The organism is Acinetobacter sp. BSP-28, assembly GCF_044130285.1.
In the GTDB taxonomy this organism is placed as follows: domain Bacteria; phylum Pseudomonadota; class Gammaproteobacteria; order Pseudomonadales; family Moraxellaceae; genus Acinetobacter.
In genome coordinates this window covers 219,231-235,984 of sequence record NZ_JBIQOB010000001.1, presented here as the reverse complement: position 1 = coordinate 235,984, position 16,754 = coordinate 219,231, and the positions used below count along the sequence as shown (strand labels likewise).

Below are 16,754 nucleotides of genomic sequence, written 5' to 3'. Positions count from 1 at the left end.
CCACCTTATTCGAAGCAAGAAACATCCATCTGATTCAAACGATCCAGATCTGCCTGTGTATCTACACCCGGTGGCAAATTTGCTTCTGCAACGGCAATGGCAATACGGTGACCATTTTCCAGCACACGTAATTGTTCCAGACTTTCCAGTTTTTCCAGTACACCCATATCCCAAGACACATATTCCTGCAGCAAATTCACGCGATAGGCATACAATCCCAAATGTCGGTATGCCTGTTCATGCAGTTGCTGAACCGCTTGCTTGGCACCATCACGGTCATAAGGAATCGTGGCACGGCTAAAATACAAAGCCTGGTTATATTTAGACATCACCACTTTTACAATACTGTCTCGCTGAAACTCTTCCAGACTATGAATCGGCTCACAGAGTGTCGACATGGAAGATTCAGGTTGTGATTCCAATAATTGTGCCACCTGCTGCACCAACTGAGCAGGAAGCAAAGGCTCATCACCTTGTACATTGACAATAATGTCTTCACTGGCCCAGCCTTTAATACGTGCAACTTCACTTAAACGATCGGTGCCAGAAGGATGATCTGCACTTGTGATGACAACATCCACACCTTCTGCACGGCAAACTTCTGCAATACGTTCATCGTCGGTTGCAACACATAAATCATCAAAACCAGCCACTTTTTTTGCCTGATCCACCACGCGTAGAATCATGGGACGACCATGAATTTCCAATAGCGGCTTGCCCGGCAAACGGGAACTTGCAAAACGTGCAGGAATAACAATATGTTTCATAAACAATGAACCTTAAGAAATTTGAATACCAAGTTGCTGTAACTGTTGATGCAAAACATCATAACACTGTGGCGAAAGCACTGCTTCAACAGGAACTACCCAGATTTCCCGTTTAAAATTTGGATTTTGCTTTAATAAGGGCAGCAGTTTTACCGCATCTTTTTCGGTAGTAATAATGGGATTACTATCTTCAAACTGCAGATCGGTAATTTCATAATCATAGTGATCAGGAAATTCATGGCACTGAAACTGATGAATACCCATGGAATCTAAAGTACTGTAAAAACGCTGTGGAAAACCAATACCGACCACGGCATAAAAATTATCAGCAGGATTAAATGATCTTTCATCCATTGCGTTGAGCAAATAAGGCACAGCAACTTCTAAATGCATATTCAGCGCGGAATTTGGCTGACTGGCATGCTCAATAACAGTCGCGGTCGTTAATCGGCTTGGAGGTTCGCGTAAATATCCCTCAGGCAATAACTTTTGATTCCCCAAGCCACGATTCTGATCCAGCACAATCCACTCAATTTGACGTGCTAAAGCCCAGTGTTGCAAACCATCATCACTGATAATTAAATCCAGCTCATGCCTGGATAACAAATATTCAATACTGTGTTGCCGGTTTGAACCCACTACCATGGGCACACCAGTAGACTGAACAATCAGGTAAGGTTCATCACCCACAGTCGCAGGCAGCGATTCCAAATCGACATAGGCGGGAAAAGGTCCTTTTCCACCATAACCGCGACTGATTACACCGACACGAACATTTTGACTTTGAAGATAATTAACCAACTGAATCAGCAGCGGCGTTTTACCACTGCCACCGACCGTAATATTACCAATCACCATCACCGGAACTGGAGATTGATAGCTGGCTTTAACGCCACATTGGTACAGTTTTTTATTCAGTAAAAAACCACCACGATAAATCCATGACAAAGGTCTAAGCACAATCAACCACTTGGCCTGTTTATTCCAGGCATCCTGAATAAATTGTGCAAATGACATAAATCAATTTTCCTCGAAATTGCGCTGATGCAATTGATAGTAAGCACCATGTTTGGCAATCAACTCTGCATGCGTACCTTGCTCGACAATTCTACCCTTATCCATCACCACAATACGATTCGCATTCTCAATGGTTGATAAACGATGGGCAATCACAATGGTCGTTCGGTCTTGCATGGCGGCATCAAAAGCTTTTTGAATAAAGTATTCAGATTCATTATCCAGCGCACTGGTTGCTTCATCCAGAATCAGGATTGGTGCATTTTTCAAAATGGCACGTGCGATAGCAATACGTTGGCGCTGTCCACCCGAAAGATTTAAACCTTGAGCACCCAGTTGTGTGTCATACCCTTGTGGTAAGGCCATAATAAAATCATGAGCATAGGCTGCTTTTGCAGCTGCAATGATTTCTGCATCGGTTGCATTTTCAAGCTGCCCATAGGCAATATTTTCACGTACAGTGCGGTTAAACAACACCACTTGCTGATTCACCATGGCAATTTGTGTACGCAAGGCATTGATGTCTATATCTTGAATATTCTGCTGGTCCAGATAAATATGCCCAGAACTCAGTTCCTGAAAACGCACCAGCAAATTGACCAGAGAACTCTTTCCCGCTCCTGAACGTCCCACCAATGCAATCGTTTCACCCGCCTTTACATCGAGGTTAAAATCATGAATCGCATGATGACCATCCGCATAAATTAAGTTGGCATTTTCAAACTGAATATTACCTTTAAGCACTGGAGTTAATGTGCCTGTATTTTGCTCTTCCGGCAAATCCAGCAATTCAAAAACTGAATGCGCAGCCGCCATACCGCGTTGCAACTTTTCATTGATATCGGTTAAAGCTTTTATTGGCTTGCTTAACATCCCGGCTGCTGTAATGTAGGCAACAAATTCACCTGCGCTGGTATCACGTAAAATTTCTGGTCGTAATGCAATCCAGATAATAATTGCCATGGCAAAGGACATAATGAACTGTACAATAGGGCTATTCAGTTGCTGAACCACCACCATTTTCAGACCGCGTCTTAAGTTTTCCAGTGAATTGTCACGAAAACGCGTTTGTTCGTATTCTTGCCCGCCAAACCCCTTGACAATTAAATTACCATTCACGGTTTCCTGTACCACATGGTTTACATCGCCCATGGTATCCTGAACTTGCAGGGATAATTTACGCATGCGTTTTGAGGCTTTACGAACCAGCAAACCCATCAGCGGAGCAAAAATCAGAATAATAAGGGTAAGCCGCCAATTGCTATATAATAGATAACCCAACAAGCCAAGGGTGATCAAACCTTGCTGAACAAGGGTTTTTAGAGATTCAGATGAAGCAGCTGTTAATTGCTCCACGTTATACATGATTTTCGCAGTAATATGCCCGCTGGTATTCTCTAGATAATATTGCGATGGAAGCTTGAGTAGTTTGGCAAAAACTTCCTGACGGATATTGAACACCAGATTACGTGAAATCACTGCCATGAAATAGCCCCCGATAAAGGAGCCTAGCCCACGGAAAAACATCAACAGAATGACCAGAAAAGGAAATATAGAAGTAAAGTCTTGATCTCTATGCTGGATGGCAGTAATGATTTTTTCCAGTAATTTTGCTATAGATACTTCCGTTGCCGCACTAATTGCAAAACCGATAAAAACCAGTATCGCTACACCCCCAAAAGGCTTCAAATAGCCCAAAAGACGTAGATAGACTTTAAAATCCTGCTTCACTCATAACCCCTAGACGGAACTTTGGTACTAATATTGACGTTAACAAAACCTAACTGTCCTGCTACATCCATCACACGAATCACATCCTGATGCGTTGCCTTGGCATCAGCCGCAATAACAAACATTAAATCACGTCGATCATTGGAAATCTGTTTAATTGCGGTACTTAAATCTACAACATCCTTGCTTGCAATCGATTGTCCATTAATAGAATAGTGTCCAGAAGCATCAACCACCACTTCAATTTTATGATCATACTGTTTAGGGGGCACGCCTTGCGCATCCGGCAAAGTTAAATTCATGCGGCTAAACTGGTTGAATGTGGTGGATAACAGTAAAAACACCAGGATAAACAGCAAGCTGTCGATCATGGGGGTCAGGTTAATGTGAATATCTTCAACTTGTGTGCGTTTGAATTTCATTTTCCACCACCTTAACCTGCTTTTCTAATATCTTGTTCTTCATCTGTAGAATTTTGATAGAAAAGTGCAGCATGAAATAAGGTTGATTGTTGCTCAAGTTCTGCAATATATTCTTGAACCAAACGCTGGAAATAGCGATAGGCAAACAGTGCCGGAATGGCAATGAACATCCCTGCTGCTGTTGTGATCAACGCTTTTGAAATACCTGGAATCATTAAAGTAGGATTGCTATTGGTGCCCAAGTCAATCACCAGGAAGGATTCGATAATCCCCAGAACCGTACCCAATAAGCCCAAAAGTGGTGCTACCGCACTTAAAGTTCCCAAGAAGTTGATATTTTTTTCCAGATAACCAATTTCTTGCGATGCAGTCGTTTCCATTTGTGCGCGAGCGAATTGTTCATTTTGATTTTTACTTTGGTAACCCGCCATAAAAATGCGTCCCAGAGTACTACTTTGCAACGCTTGATCCTGCTGTAACTGCTGCATGACCGCATTGGTATTTTGTGCTGGGTTTAACAACAATGCCTTAGGCAAAATCATGGTTTTTTTTAAACGAATAAAGCGTTCAATCGTTATTGCTACGGTAAAAATTGAACATAAAACAAGGGGAAGCATGAGCCACCCACCCGCTTTGACTAATTCCCACATATGTTTTCCCCAATAAAAATTTTAAAAATTATTCTGCAAAGCAAATATTTAATATACCGTCTAACTCATCTAGAGAATGGTATTGAATAACCAGTTTACCTTTACCTTGTTTATTATGATCAATCTTCACATCTGCACTGAAACGCTCTGCCAAACGCTGTGTCAGTTGTTGAATATCTGGCGCAATTTCAGCTTTAGGTTTTTCTTGTTTTGGCGTATTCAAGTCACGTACCAGTTGTTCGGTTTGACGTACAGATAAACTTTTTTCAATCACATGCTCTGCAACCTTAAGCTGATCCTTGGCTTTTAAAGTCAAAATTGCACGCGCATGCCCCATATCCAGCAAACCTTGCTGCATAAAGTCTTTTACCGATTCAGCCAGCGTCAATAAACGCAACAAGTTACTGACTGTAGTACGCGCCTTACCAACGGTATCGGCAATTTCCTGATGACTTAAACCAAATTCTTCATGAAAGCGTTGTAAAGCCATCGCCTGATCAATCGGGTTCAAATCCTGACGCTGAATGTTTTCAATCAATGCCAGAGCAATTGCAACCTGGTCATTCAAGTCACGAACAATGGCAGGAACTTCTGTCAAACCCGCCAGTTGTGCTGCACGCCAACGACGCTCACCGGCAATAATTTCATAGGGATATTTTTCATCATCGATCGGACGAATCACAATCGGCTGCATGACCCCATGTTTTTCAATCGATGCTGCGAGTTCTTGAAGATCTTGCTCATGAATAAAACGTCGCGGCTGATATTCACCGCGCTTGAGTAAATGGACATTAATCTGTTTGAGCTGACCATGATCTAACGCTTGAGCTTCCATTTGTAATTTTTCTTTCTGGATTGACCCGAGCAAGGCATCCAGACCACGACCTTTAGCGAGTCCGCGTTTTTTTGTGGTCATGCGTTACTTCCTTTTTTCACTTTGCTTTTCTTTAACATTTCAGCTGCCAGATTCAGGTAAGCAACTGCACCCTTAGAGCTTTTTTCAAAATAAATAATCGGTAAACCATGCGCAGGTGCTTCAGCTAAACGTACATTACGCGGAATCACCGTATCATAGAGTTTTTTACCAAAATACTGTTCCAGTTCTTCTGACACATCACGGGTTAAAGCATTACGTGCATCGTACATGGTGCGTAACACACCCACGATTTGCAGATCCGGATTCAGAGCCTGCTGAATACGGTCAATGGTTTGGGTTAAATCAGCCAAACCTTCCAGAGCATAATATTCACATTGCATCGGAATCATGACGCCCTGCACAGCTGCCAAGGCATTCACCGTAATCAAGCTCAAACTGGGTGCACAGTCAACAATAATATAATCAAAAGAAGATTCAATTTCTTGCAATGCTTCACGTAAAATATATTCACGACCATCCTGTTCAGCAATCGCAAGTTCTACGCCCGCCAAATCACGGTTAGCCCCTAAAACTTTGTAACCCACTTCTGCCTTGGTAATGGCCGTTTCAATCGGGACTTCGCCCAGCAAGACATCGGTTACCGAATACAAAAGATCATTTTTTTGGATCCCGGAGCCCATCGTGGCATTGCCTTGTGAATCCATATCCACAAGTAAAACGCGCTTTTTTAAAACAGCTAACGATGCTGCCAAATTTACTGCGGTTGTGGTTTTACCTACGCCACCTTTTTGGTTCGCAATCGCAATAATTTGTGCCATGGTGACCCCAATCCTTCGAAAAAATTAAATATGTTTCAATAAAAGCAAGTGACGTTGTTCGTCTAAACGCGGAACTTTCAGTTCAATAATCTCACAACTGAATTGATCTTTTAAAGCCTCTACTTCATCCGCAGGAATTAAACCTTTCATTGATGCAATGATACTTTGTTCATGCATGAAAGGTTTAGAAGCCGTGACAAAATCAGTTAAAGAAGCAAATGCACGACTGGTAATAACATCGAACTGACCCAGTTCCTGAATGCTTTCTTCATTTTCGACACGTGTCTGAACAGCAATAACATTTTGTAGTTTTAAATCGGCAATAAACTGTTTAAGAAAACGAATTTTCTTGCCATTTGAATCTAGCAATACACACTGACGCTCAGGCTGACACAATGCAATGATCATGCCTGGCATACCACCACCTGTTCCGATATCCAGCAATCGCCCCTGAGGTAAATCTTTCAAAATACTCAGGCTGTCCAGCAAATGCTTGACCAGCATTTCCTTGGGATCACGAATGGCTGTCAAGTTATATGCTTTATTCCACAGAACCAAAGCATCCTGGTATTTGAGTAATAAATTTAAAGCTTCATCGCTTAGCTCTAAACCTAAAGCCTGACTACCCTGCTGTAGTTCTTTGAAAAACTGGTGCATATACAAAACGTCTCGAAAAGTTAATGGAAGTATACCGATTTCTAAGCCGTGGAACAGTAGTTAACGCTTAGTGATTATGCACTTAAGCATACATCCCCTGACGAATCTGTAGATCTAGATCACTTAATCGTTCAGGTGTGCCAACATCGACCCAAGCAGCCTGCATTTTGGATGCAGAAATTTGCTGTTCAAGCATGGCTTGCTTTAATAAAGGTGCCAGTGGTCGTTTACCATTTTCCAAGCCTGCAAACATTGCGGGATGAATCACCGCAACGCCACTATAGGTCAGTGCTTCACCTTGCTGTGCCTGATCAAAAGTATAAGCCCGGCCATGAGCAAGGATAAAGTCACCTTTAGGATGTTGAGCCGGATTATCGACAAAAACCAGATGAGCAAGATCATCCTGCAATTTCACATCAAATAAGGTCGCAAAATCCATGGTGGTCCAGACATCACCATTCACTAAAATAAAAGGTTCTTCACCTAATAATGGCAAGGCATTGATAATCCCCCCCGCAGTTTCTAATCCTTCACCTTCATGTGACCACAAGATATTGACGCCAAACCGGGCACCATCTCCCAAAGCTGAGGCCAGTTTTTCGCCCAACCAGGCCGTATTGATGACAATTTCAGTGACACCAATACTTTGCAGTTTTTCAATATGCCAAACAATCAGGGGTTTCCCACCCACTTCCAGCAAGGGTTTTGGCGTATGCAGCGTCAATGGACGCATGCGATTGCCCAATCCTGCCGCTAAAATCATGGCTTTCATTATGCAGCCACCTCATAACCACCGTATTTTGCTTCAAATTTCGGCATAACCTTGGCTTCAATAAACTGCATAAACGGTTGTAATTCTGCATAAGGCTTACTTTCTTCAAGTAAATACCACATCACACGAGGCAGGTCTTTTAAATAGCCAGACTTGCCATCACGTTCGAACAGGCGCACAAAGATACCCAAAATTTTAATATGACGCTGAATAGCCATCATGTCGGCATCTTTTTTAAACTGCTCAAAATCACGGTCCTGTTTCGCCGATTCAGGCAACAGATCATAGAAGGTTTTAAACCATGTATAAACACGGTCAGCATTCCATTGCACATAGGCATCACGGGTAATTGAAATCAAATCGTAAGTATCTGCACCAATTACGGCATCCTGAAAATCAATCACGCCCAGATCTGTTTCGCCTTCAATCTGCATCAAGTTGCGGCTATGAAAATCGCGATGCACAATCACTTGCGGCTGAGCCAAAGCTGTGTTGGCCAAAATAGCAAAAGTACGTTTAATTAAAGCACTTTCCTCTACTGTCGGTTGAATTTTCAGTGAAGGTAACATCCAGTCGGTCAATAATGCCATTTCCGACATCAGTTTTTCGTAGGAGTAATCTGGAAAGTGATTTGTTCCATTAATTGACTGTAATTGAATCAGTTGTTTGAAACTTTGCGCATAATAATTGTCTACAGTTTGCTCATTCAGCAAGGTAGAGAGCAAAACATCACCAAAATCTTCGAGCAATAAGAAGCCCAATTCCAGGTCTTTGGCAACAATATGTGGCACACGTACACCATTGTTATCAAAAAATTCATCGATCGTCACAAAAGGCCCACAATCTTCTTTTTCTGGTGGTGCATCCATAAGCATAAATGTTTTATTATTCAATTTGATTCGTGCATAACGACGGAAGCTTGCATCGCCTGCCAAAAAATGAGTCTCAAATTGATCTGAACCAAGTACAGATGTAATCCATGTTTGTATCAATTGTTCACGTTGTGTATTCATTTGCGATAAATTCTAATACAGGCTGAGTTTTTAAAGTGCTAAGTGTAGCCACTTATCAACTTTTTCTCTATGATGCGAGGATAATTAATTGCGATTAAGCATACTTGGTTAATGATACAAATGAAGCATCAGTTTAAATTTAATCCTTTAGCGACTGCTATTTTGACCCTCTTATGTGGCAGCTCGATCTCAAGCTATGCTGAATCTACAATTCCAGCTTCGACTGTCGACAACCAAAAAATGAAAGACAGTATTCAGGAGTCGTATCCTGGACAACAATTTTTTGAACAATATTATGTAGACAAATCAGCACCTGAGGCCCAACAACGTCAAGGGCAGTATTTAAGCTCTGCTTATTGTAAAGGTGCCTGGATTACTCCAATTAGTCCAGAAACTAAAGCTGCTGATCCAGACAATGCCACATCTACAGTGACTGCAGATTATGGTCATTATGACCCGAACGGTGATTCTGTTCTTGAAGGCAATGTATTAATCGACCAGCAAGGTCGTCAAATTCGTGCCGATAAAATTACCATCGACCAGACCCAAACTTATGCCAATGCACAAGGTCGTGTGCAAATGGCGCAAGCCGGTTTGCTGGCACAAAGTGAACAGATCAATTACAACTTAAAGACTCAGCAAGGCGATTTAAATAACAGCTTCTACATTTCTGAAGAGCAGCATGCGCATGGCCGTGCGGAAAAAATTGCCCGCACCTCAGAAAATGTGGTGGTAATGAATAATGCGACCTACAGCACCTGTCCACCCGATGAAAAACCAGGCTGGAAAATTCAGGCTGATAAAATCACCTTAAACAAGGAAACTGGACGCGGTGAAACTCGTGGTACCAAACTTTATGTCAAAGAAGTTCCGGTCCTCGCAGTACCCTATTTCAACTTCCCAATTGATGACCGTCGTACTACAGGTATTTTAACCCCTAGTTTCGGTTTTTCTAATGATGGTGGTGTAGAGCTTGCCGTTCCAGTTTATTTAAACTTGGCACCTAATTACGATGCCACCATCACGCCGCGTTATATAGGTAACCGTGGTGCCATGCTTGAAGGCGAGTTCCGCTATTTAACTGAAAATTTCGGTTCAGGTATGGTTTGGGGTGGTTATTTAGCTTCTGATAGCGAGTATAACGACCAAGATCGTAAGGGCTTACAATTTTTACATAATTGGCAAATCAACAACCAGTTTTCCACCAATGTTGAATATAATTATGTATCAGATAAAGACTATTTTTCTGATTTAAATAACAACCCGAACTCAAAAACTGAATTAAACTTGCGCCGTGCTTGGCAGCTTAATTATGGCAATGGCATTCCCGGATTATCCGCACAACTCAAAGTTGAAGATTTCCAAACGCTGGACAAGACCGTTTCATCTATAGACCGTCCTTATGCTCGCCTGCCACAGTTTTTATTGAATTATAAAAATGGCAACCCATTAGGTTTGCAATACGAATTCAATAATGACACCGCATACTTTAAAAAAGACATCACGGATTTCAATAGCCCAAATACAGAACCAAGCGGCACACGTATTTACAATGATTTTGCAGTTCGTTACAACTACCGTACCCCATGGTCATTTGTGGTTCCTGAAGTTTCACTGCGCAATATAAATACCGTATATGATCAAAATACGATTGATGCTCAGAACATTAGCTCATCGGATGAAACAAAGACAGTCACCGTACCTCAATTTACCTTAGATACGGGCTTAACCTTTGAAAAAGAGGGCAAATATCTACAAACGATTACCCCTCGCGCTTTTTATGCCTATGCACCGTATAAAAACCAAGATGGTCATCCAAACTTTGACTCTGCTCCTGCATCCATCAATTATGATCAGTTGTTTAGCCCACGTCGCTTCTACGGACATGACCGTTTAGAAGATAATAATTTCTTATCTTTAGGCCTAAGTTATAGCTTATTTGATGAGGTTGGTTTAGAACGTTTAAAAACCAGTGTTGGGCAAAGCTTTTATTTTGAAGATCGTCGTGTAAATCTAGAAAATGAAACCGATCAACTTGATACTGAACGTCGTACTGGACCTATAGTCAGTATCTCTAGCCAACTGTCACAAAATTTCACCATTGGTGCAAATTCTGCATGGATGTCGAATGGCGACAATGCTCAGCGTGACTTGCAACTATATTACACTGGAAATCAGGGTAATCTTTATAATCTGGGTTATTTCTATCGCCAAGACATTCCGAACCGCCAAGACCAGTATGACCAGGTTGTTGCTTCCTTCATTCAACCTGTAGCAAATAACTGGCGGATTTTAGGTCATGCCCAATATGATCTGGACAATAACGTCGCCCGCGAGTATTTACTCGGTGTAAATTATGAGTCATGTTGCTGGGGCATTTCGGTCTATGGCCGCTCTTACTATAATGACCTGGACAATGTGAACGATGAGGGCGTTTCGCCAAAGCGTGCCATTATGGCTGAAATTAGCCTCAAAGGTTTAGGTGGTTTCAACAATAAGCTTTCATCTTTACTAGAAAACCGTATTTTAGGTTTCAATAATATTAATCAATCTTGGACACAACGTTAATGAAGACAATACAGTTAAAACATTTTTTTAAAGCGACTGCTCTTGCTTTAGCCCTATCTTCATCAATGACTACATTTGCACAACCTTCAGATGAAGTGGTTGCAGTGGTAGATAACAGTGTCATTTTAAAAAGTGATTTAGAACAAAGTATCGCCGAACTCAAACATCAGCTAGAAACACAAAAAAAATCGCTTCCCCCAGAACAGTATTTACAGCAACAGGCCCTTGACCAGCTCATTATTCGTCAAGCGCAACTTGAACAAGTTAAACGCTACAATATCAAGCCCAATGAAAAAGAGCTGAATGAAGCTGTACTTAAGGTCGCTGGCCAGTCTGGCAGCAAGAGTCTAGAAGCATTCCAGCAAAAGCTTGATGGTATTGCACCAGGAACTTACGAATCATTACGTAATCGCATTGCAGAAGATTTAGCAATTAACCGTTTGCGTCAACAAGTTGTGATGTCACGGATCAAAATTAGTGACCAGGATGTAGAAAACTTCTTAAAGACACCACAAGGTCAAGCAGCTTTAGGTAACCAAGCGCATGTTATTCATATCCGCGTATCGGGTAATGACCAAGCAGCATTAGAAAAAACAGCAAAACTTGTCAAAGCTGAGCTGAATAACAGCAATGATGTTAAAGCAATTGATCAAAAGTTCACAAGCAAGACTGTTAAGGTGGAAGGTGCAGATATGGGCTTTAGAAGCCTGTCTGACATCCCAGCCGAACTGGCTGCCCGCGTAAGTGCTCTGCAAGAAGGTCAAACTACAGACCTAATTCCGGTTCGTGACGGTATTCATATATTAAAATTAATTGAACGCAAAGGCGGTGAGAAAAAAGCGATCGTATCGCAATATCAGACACGCCACATTTTAATTCAGCCATCTGAAGTGGTCAGCCCTGAAAATGCCAAACAACAAATTGACAGCATCTACAACCGCTTAAAAGCGGGTGAAGATTTTGCCGTATTGGCATCTACTTTTTCCAATGATCCAGGTTCTGCACGCGATGGCGGCAGCCTCGGCTGGGTTAATCCAGGTGTTATGGTGCCGGAATTTGAAGCACAGATGAAGAGCACTCCTGTCGGTCAAACCAGTGCACCCTTCCAAACTCAATTTGGCTGGCACATTCTTCAAGTCACTGATACTCGCCAACAAGATATGACACGCGAATACCAACAACGTATGGCACGTCAGATTCTAGGTGAACGCCAATTTGATGCTGAACTGGATAGCTGGTTACGTGAAATTCGCAGCAATGCCTTTGTAGAAATCAAAGATCCAAACCTTGATCGTAAAAAAAATAAATAATTTCTCAGATGATTTGAGTTAAAAAACCAGTTGTTTAAACAACTGGTTTTTTATTAGCAACAAGATAATTAATTATATCAATTCACCTGCTCTAAAATAAAAAAAGCCTCTCATAAAGAGAGGCTTTTAAGAATCAACAATTAACGGTTATTTTCGTCGTCTTGAGAATCTTCAAATTTTGTTTCGCCTTCAAAACCTGGGTTTGATTGACCACCAAAGCCACCTTGACCACCGAAGCCACCTTGACCACCGAAGCCACCAGCTTGACCACCGAAGCCACCAGCTTGACCACCGAAGCCACCTTGGCTACCAAAACCACCCTGACCACCGAAGCCACCTTGACCACCGAAGCCACCTTGACCACCGAAGCCACCTTGACCACCGAAGCCACCTTGAGACTGACCACCACCAAAGCCACCAGCGCCTTGAGCACCAGCAGGAGCACCAGCAGGACGTGGGTTACGTGCAGGAACAACTGTAGAGATTGCGTGTTTGTAAACCATTTGGCTTACAGTATTTTTTAACAAAACAACATATTGGTCAAAAGATTCAATATGACCTTGTAATTTAATACCATTCACAAGGAAGATAGAAACAGGAATACGTTCCTTACGGAGAGAATTTAAGAACGGATCTTGTAAAGTTTGACCTTTAGACATGTTATAACTCCAAAAAAATTAAAATCAGCGCAAAAAACTATCTTTATTTCTCAATAAAAATTATAAAAAAGATAGTTACTAAATTTTGCTTTATCCGTAACACTTTCGCAAGTCTTCTTGAGCCTGCTTGACCGTCAAATATGTTTTAAAATTATGCGATTCTTGCAAAGATCTTAACCAGGTATATTGACGTTTTGCCAGTTGTCGTGTTGCAAATAAAGACTTATCTTCCATTTCTCGTCGTTTTTCGATACTTCCGTCACTTTTTTGTATAAATTCTAGAGCTTGTCGATAACCGACTGAGCGCATGGAGGGTAAATTATCATTTAAATCGTATTTTTCAATTAGCATTTCCACTTCATGTAAAAATCCGATATCCCACATAATTTTTAGCCGTTGTTCGATACGCTTGTGTAATTCTACACGGTCTGGCAGTAAGGCATGGTTATGAAAAGTGTAGCGATATGGTACATTTTTTGGTTGTTCAGCTTGTAGTTTTGTAATTGGCTGTCCAGTCAACCTGAATACTTCCAAGGCACGAATGATGCGTTGTTTATCACTGACTTTAAATTTTTGCCCTGCTAAAGCATCGACCTCACATAATTCCTGGTAAACCGCCTCCCATCCTTCCCGTTCCGCTTTAGCCTCAATTTCTGCACGCACCGCATAATCTGCACTGGGCAAATTGCTCGACAGTCCTTCCAATAAGGCCTTGAAATACAGCATGGTTCCTCCGACTAAAATCGGGGTTTTACCGCGTGCATGGATATCATCAATCAGCACACAGGCATCTTCGACAAACTGTGCTGCAGAATACACTTCCAAGGGGGTGATAATATCGATCAGATGATGCGGATAACGTGCCTGCTCTTCTTTCGTAGGCTTAGCGGTACCAATGTCCATATCTTGATAAACCAGCGCAGAATCGACAGAGATCAACTCAAAATGACCTTGCTCATAAAGTTCACATGCCAAAGCGGTTTTACCACTTGCAGTTGGTCCCATTAAATTGATGACCGGCAATTGATTCGACATGTACAACTACTCTCCTCGAGCAAAAAGTTTATCTAATTGTGAAAGTGGAAATGCACGCCAGGTTGGGCGTCCATGATTACACTGACTGGCAAATTCGGTTTGTTCCATTTGACGCAGCAAAGCATTCATTTCAGAAAGACTTAAGATACGATGTGCACGTACAGCACCATGACAGGCCATACCTGCTAAAATCTGGTCACGCTTTTGCAACAATCCCTGTGCTTCATCATTGGGATCGAGGTCATTGAGCAATTCAGGAACCAAAGCAGCAAAATCTGCCTTGTGCAAAATGGCAGGAACACCACGAACAATTACCTGTTCATCGCCATATTGATCTATTTCCAAGCCCAAACGTGCCAACTGTTCTTTTAAATCATCCACCCGCATGGCTTGCATACGGCTAATACTAATTACTTTAGGAATCAGCAATTGTTGTGATGTCCAGAATTCAGGCTTATCCCATGCGGCTTTCATTTGCTGCAAGACAATGCGTTCATGTGCGGCATGCATATCGACAATAATCAGGCCTTCAGAGTTTTGTGCCAGAATATAAATGCCGTGTAACTGTGCAATTGCAATCCCGAGTGGATGCTCATCTACATAGGTCGATTGCGGCTTTTCAATATTATCATTATTACTTAGGCTATTTCCTTGAGAAGAAGAAGTATCTGTTTCTTCCCGCAATGGTGCCAGATAGCTTTTTAAGGCATTATTCAGCTGTTGTGAACCTGCATAGCTATTTGTTGCAGCATGAGATGAAGCATAATGGACCGTTTGCGGACTGCTAGCATTAAAATCACTGAGTAAATCGGTAGAAATTTGCACTTCCGGTTGTGGCGTATACGCATCTACCGCTTTATGCAGTTGAAATTGTTCCTGATAACGCGGTTGCGGCTGCAGCGCAGCAATCTGGTCTGCTTCATCCCTTTTCATGGCCGACGCCAGTTCTGCTGTGGCCGTTTGAAATTCCGACAATTTTTCTTTAGCAAAATGACGTACAAACTCATGTACTTCACGCTGGTTTAAAAAACGGATTTCATGTTTGGTTGGATGCACATTGACATCAATATTTTCAGGATCAACTTCTAAAAACAGCAAATAGGCAGGATGCTGATGACCATGCAGAATACCATCATAGGCCATACGCAAGGCATGTGAGATAGTTTTGTCCTTTACAATCCGGCCATTCACATACACATATTGCAAATCGGCCTGCGCACGCGCATCTGAGGGATGCCCCAACCATCCGGACAAGCGCATATTGATACTGTCAGCATCAATCCAGTAGGCATTTTCGGTAAATTGTCGGCCCAAAAGCTGTTGCACACGCTGGAAACGCAGCTCACCACTATCTGCAACCGGCAAATTCAAACGAATCGTGTTGTTATGTTCCAGGACAAAACGGATATCAAAATGAGTGAGTGCCAGACGACGAACGATTTCTTCAATGTGGCCAAATTCGGTGCCCTGTTTCTTTAAAAACTTGCGACGAGCCGGTACATTAAAGAATAGATCCTGTACCCGAATATGGGTGCCTTTTTGAGTAGCAACCGCTTGAATGTGCTGATGGTCAAAAGCGGTGCCGTTTACTTCAACCTGATAACCGACACCTTCATCATTTTGACTGCTGGTCAGGGTCAGGCGTGAAACCGCAGCAATCGATGCCAATGCTTCACCACGAAAACCCAAACTGACAATGGCCTGTAAATCATCTGCCGTTTGAATTTTACTGGTGGCGTGCCGCATGACTGCCAAGGCTAAATCGTCAGGATGAACCCCATGACCATTGTCAATGATTTCAATCAGGGTACTACCGCCTTGCTCAACACGAATAATAAGTTCAGTCGCACCCGCATCAATTGAATTTTCTAATAATTCTTTGACCACCGATGCTGGACGTTCAATCACCTCACCAGCAGCAATCTGGTTCGCCAGTGCAGGATTCAGGGTATGAATACGACGTTCACTTAAATCATCACGCATTGTTAAAATGACTCTCTAATGCTTGGTTTAATGCTGCAGATGAGAAACTTAAACTCGCAGTACGTGTCAGTTCATCTTCAGATTTTTCAATATTGATAATCAGGTCAGGCTGTGGAATTTCATCGCCACCTTTTGAAGGCCATTCAAATAAAAATAGCGCATTTGGGGTTTCTAAATAGTCGCGAATACCCATCAGTTCAAGTTCATAAGGATCATTTAAACGGTATAAATCGAAGTGAAAAATATCTTTTCCTTGGATATTATACGGTTCAACCAAGGTATAAGTCGGACTTTTTACCGCACCTTGATGTCCCAGACTTTGCAAAAAATAACGTGTCAGGGTGGTTTTCCCCGCACCTAAATCACCAATTAAATAAATTACACCCGTTGTAAAATGCTGCGCCAAAACCTGTGCTAAATTTTGGGTATCGTCTTCATTATTTAAAGCTAGATTAAATGAATACTGCATATTACT

Annotated in this window: 16 protein-coding genes; 2 read left to right on the top strand and 14 right to left on the bottom strand. The window is 42.0% G+C overall.

The genetic code is table 11. The features are described 5' to 3' along the window. Positions 1–5: 5 nt before the first annotated feature. The 10 genes from kdsB to ACE01R_RS01145 all read right to left on the bottom strand — a co-directional run bounded on the left by kdsB (position 6) and on the right by ACE01R_RS01145 (position 8,724). Positions 6–767 (bottom strand): 3-deoxy-manno-octulosonate cytidylyltransferase, encoded by a 762-nt coding sequence (gene kdsB, locus ACE01R_RS01190; RefSeq protein WP_395544297.1) that lies wholly within the window; start codon positions 765–767, stop codon positions 6–8. Between the two features lie 12 nt (positions 768–779). Beyond that, a complete protein-coding gene (lpxK, locus tag ACE01R_RS01185; protein WP_395544296.1) occupies positions 780–1,784 on the bottom strand; it encodes a tetraacyldisaccharide 4'-kinase in 1,005 nt (334 codons plus the stop codon). A gap of 3 nt (positions 1,785–1,787) precedes the next feature. Beyond that, a complete protein-coding gene (gene msbA, locus ACE01R_RS01180; RefSeq protein WP_395544295.1) occupies positions 1,788–3,515 on the bottom strand; it encodes a lipid A export permease/ATP-binding protein MsbA in 1,728 nt (575 codons plus the stop codon). After that, entirely contained in the window at positions 3,512–3,937 is a 426-nt protein-coding gene (locus tag ACE01R_RS01175) for an ExbD/TolR family protein (protein ID WP_395544294.1), read from the bottom strand. The genes msbA and ACE01R_RS01175 overlap by 4 nt, the downstream gene beginning before the upstream one ends. An 11-nt stretch (positions 3,938–3,948) precedes the next feature. Then, positions 3,949–4,587: a MotA/TolQ/ExbB proton channel family protein gene (locus ACE01R_RS01170; protein ID WP_395544293.1), complete on the bottom strand. Its 639-nt coding sequence runs from the start codon at positions 4,585–4,587 to the stop codon at positions 3,949–3,951. A gap of 28 nt (positions 4,588–4,615) precedes the next feature. Continuing rightward, complete coding sequence (locus ACE01R_RS01165; RefSeq protein WP_395544292.1) at positions 4,616–5,503, bottom strand: ParB/RepB/Spo0J family partition protein; 888 nt, start codon at positions 5,501–5,503, stop codon at positions 4,616–4,618. Continuing rightward, the gene (locus tag ACE01R_RS01160; RefSeq protein ID WP_086195487.1) at positions 5,500–6,282 is read right to left on the bottom strand and encodes a ParA family protein; all 783 of its coding nucleotides are present in this window, start codon (positions 6,280–6,282) and stop codon (positions 5,500–5,502) included. The genes ACE01R_RS01165 and ACE01R_RS01160 overlap by 4 nt, the downstream gene beginning before the upstream one ends. A gap of 24 nt (positions 6,283–6,306) precedes the next feature. Further along, on the bottom strand, positions 6,307–6,939 hold the full coding sequence (gene rsmG, locus ACE01R_RS01155; protein ID WP_395544291.1) for a 16S rRNA (guanine(527)-N(7))-methyltransferase RsmG: 633 nt from the start codon (positions 6,937–6,939) through the stop codon (positions 6,307–6,309). Between the two features lie 82 nt (positions 6,940–7,021). Next, a complete protein-coding gene (murU, locus tag ACE01R_RS01150; protein ID WP_395544290.1) occupies positions 7,022–7,711 on the bottom strand; it encodes an N-acetylmuramate alpha-1-phosphate uridylyltransferase MurU in 690 nt (229 codons plus the stop codon). Beyond that, positions 7,711–8,724, bottom strand: coding sequence for an aminoglycoside phosphotransferase family protein (locus tag ACE01R_RS01145; RefSeq protein ID WP_395544289.1), 1,014 nt, complete (start codon positions 8,722–8,724; stop codon positions 7,711–7,713). Before ACE01R_RS01145 ends, murU begins: the two co-directional genes overlap by 1 nt. Positions 8,725–8,844: 120 nt before the next feature. Between ACE01R_RS01145 and ACE01R_RS01140 the strand changes: the two genes are divergently transcribed. Next, positions 8,845–11,292: an LPS-assembly protein LptD gene (locus ACE01R_RS01140; RefSeq protein ID WP_395544288.1), complete on the top strand. Its 2,448-nt coding sequence runs from the start codon at positions 8,845–8,847 to the stop codon at positions 11,290–11,292. Further along, the gene (locus ACE01R_RS01135; protein ID WP_395544287.1) at positions 11,292–12,602 is read left to right on the top strand and encodes a peptidylprolyl isomerase; all 1,311 of its coding nucleotides are present in this window, start codon (positions 11,292–11,294) and stop codon (positions 12,600–12,602) included. Before ACE01R_RS01140 ends, ACE01R_RS01135 begins: the two co-directional genes overlap by 1 nt. 140 nt (positions 12,603–12,742) lie before the next feature. On the opposite strand, the gene hfq is transcribed toward ACE01R_RS01135, so the two are convergent. From hfq to tsaE, 4 genes are all read right to left on the bottom strand, one after another. Further along, positions 12,743–13,261, bottom strand: coding sequence for an RNA chaperone Hfq (gene hfq / locus ACE01R_RS01130; RefSeq protein WP_395544286.1), 519 nt, complete (start codon positions 13,259–13,261; stop codon positions 12,743–12,745). A 90-nt stretch (positions 13,262–13,351) separates the two neighbouring features. Continuing rightward, a complete protein-coding gene (miaA, locus tag ACE01R_RS01125; RefSeq protein WP_395544285.1) occupies positions 13,352–14,296 on the bottom strand; it encodes a tRNA (adenosine(37)-N6)-dimethylallyltransferase MiaA in 945 nt (314 codons plus the stop codon). A gap of 6 nt (positions 14,297–14,302) precedes the next feature. After that, the gene (gene mutL / locus ACE01R_RS01120) at positions 14,303–16,279 is read right to left on the bottom strand and encodes a DNA mismatch repair endonuclease MutL (protein WP_395544284.1); all 1,977 of its coding nucleotides are present in this window, start codon (positions 16,277–16,279) and stop codon (positions 14,303–14,305) included. After that, positions 16,272–16,748: a tRNA (adenosine(37)-N6)-threonylcarbamoyltransferase complex ATPase subunit type 1 TsaE gene (gene tsaE, locus ACE01R_RS01115; RefSeq protein WP_395544283.1), complete on the bottom strand. Its 477-nt coding sequence runs from the start codon at positions 16,746–16,748 to the stop codon at positions 16,272–16,274. Before tsaE ends, mutL begins: the two co-directional genes overlap by 8 nt. Between the last annotated feature and the right edge of the window lie 6 nt (positions 16,749–16,754).